The sequence below is a fragment of the Streptomyces sp. NPDC037288 genome (assembly GCF_055603265.1).
Map to the genome: position 1 here is coordinate 1 of NZ_JBVJVY010000200.1, position 1,842 is coordinate 1,842.

Below are 1,842 nucleotides of genomic sequence, written 5' to 3' on the forward strand. Positions count from 1 at the left end.
TCACGGAACGGCGCGTCGTACGACCGTCGCTTCCCACCCATGACCCTCAACTTCCCCTTCAGTCACACCTCCACGCTACGAGGGGAAGGTCAGTGTCGAGGACCACGCAGTGGTGATGCGTCTTGCCAGCGTCAACACCGGCCCATATCCGGCTCATCCTGCTCCCGAGCATCGTCGTGACAGCGCAACCCTGCAGACGACCTCGCCGACGTTGTCCTACTCAGCGATCTGCTCGCACATCCCAATCAGCGGCCGAGTCGTCGCGGGGTGTCGAGCGGCCAAGTGTCCCCAGCCACCGAGGGCAACGGTCTAAAAGCCACACTCGACACCCCTGGGCGAGCCAACCCTACGAATGGCTCGCTCAACCCGACCAAGAAGGTAGGACGGTCTAAGTCCTGGCGACGTCCAAACCCTCCACACCCTCTCGACCTGCGACTATTCAGGATGAAAGAGGGTCATTGACGGCTGACCTTTCGTTTGGTTGACCAGGGATGCGCCGTGGTGCCCTCTCCGCCCCGTCGGTCGTAGTAGAGCGGGCTCATGTTCCTCCGCGGAAATGAGGGGCCTTGGCCCCATATCCCCCTGAGGTCTCCGGCCGGCAGGAGACCGGAAACAGTCGATCCAGCGGTAGTAACGCGTGACGAAGTGTCCTATGCCACACGGAAAGTTTCGCGAACCTGCGTGAGGAATGAACCGCTCGCGGGTCCTAAGGGTATATCGGCCTCTCACCGCTGAGAGGCGAACACATGAGGGCAGATTCGAGCCCTAACGCTGGAAATGATCGCTTCCAGTGAAGCTATAACGGCCCTTTTTAGCGGCAGTTGCCGTTTGCGGCCAGATCGGGAAGTGACATGCCGGGGCGACACAGCAAGCCGAAGTTTACGATCGTCAAGAGGGCGTCTGTGGGGGTGACGCTGGGGCTCGGCGCATCCGTCGCGGCAACTGGCATCGCCCACTCCGTATCCACACCCAGCGCCACCTGGGACCGCATCGCCGCCTGCGAGAGCGGGGACATGCACACGCCCGGCTCCGGACATTGGAACCTGCCGCATGGCGACGCCGACTCGACCGGTGGCCTTCAGATACAGGACCGCACCTGGGCCGATTTCGGAGGCCGGGACATCGCCCCCCACGCCTATCAGGCGACCAAGGCTCAGCAGATCGCTGTCGCTGCACGGATCCTCGCAGCCCAGGGCCCCAGTGCCTGGGCATGCAACAGCCCCGGTCACGGCATCGCCTCCGGTGCCCTGAGCAGTCAGCAATCTAAGCTCACCCCGGCTCCTGCATCGATACCCAGCCCCGAGCCGGACGCCGCTCCCACGCCCGGTCCGACGGCTCAGACGTATACCGTGCAGGCAGGTGACTGCCTGGCGAAAATCGCCTCGACGCTGGGCATCGACGGCGGTTGGAGAGCTCTGTACGGCCTCAACAGCTCGACTATCGGGACGGACCCCGAAGCCATCAGCATCGGCATGAAGCTGAAGCTGCCCACAGCCGGTCTCCCGACGCCGAACAGCTCCTCTCCGTCGGCCAGGCTGCTCCAGCACGAGTTGAAGCGGACCGGCTACCTCAGTGCCAGCGTGGCGTACGCCGACAACTACGGCCCGAAGACCCAGGCAGCCGTCCAGGCGTTCCACCGGGACCATCCTCAGCCATCGGTCGATCACCCCGAGGCCATCGACCGTACAGCCTGGGCGTATCTGAAAGGCATGCCGACCGCCTGACGCTTAGCCCATGTAGGACGCGGTCTTAGTGGGCGTTCAGGTATGCCTCATGCCGGTATGAGAGTTCTGTCGCTGTGCCAGTTTGAGGCCTTTCGACGTATCGATGCGACTCATCACT

1 protein-coding gene is annotated in these 1,842 nt (G+C 63.4%); it reads left to right on the plus strand.

Annotation, left to right across the window (positions count from 1 at the left end; genetic code table 11):
* The first annotated feature begins 902 nt into the window (after nt 1-902).
* Nucleotides 903-1,724 (plus strand): transglycosylase family protein, encoded by an 822-nt coding sequence (locus ACZ7GZ_RS43220; protein ID WP_471033336.1) that lies wholly within the window; start codon nt 903-905, stop codon nt 1,722-1,724.
* Nucleotides 1,725-1,842 lie beyond the last annotated feature (118 nt).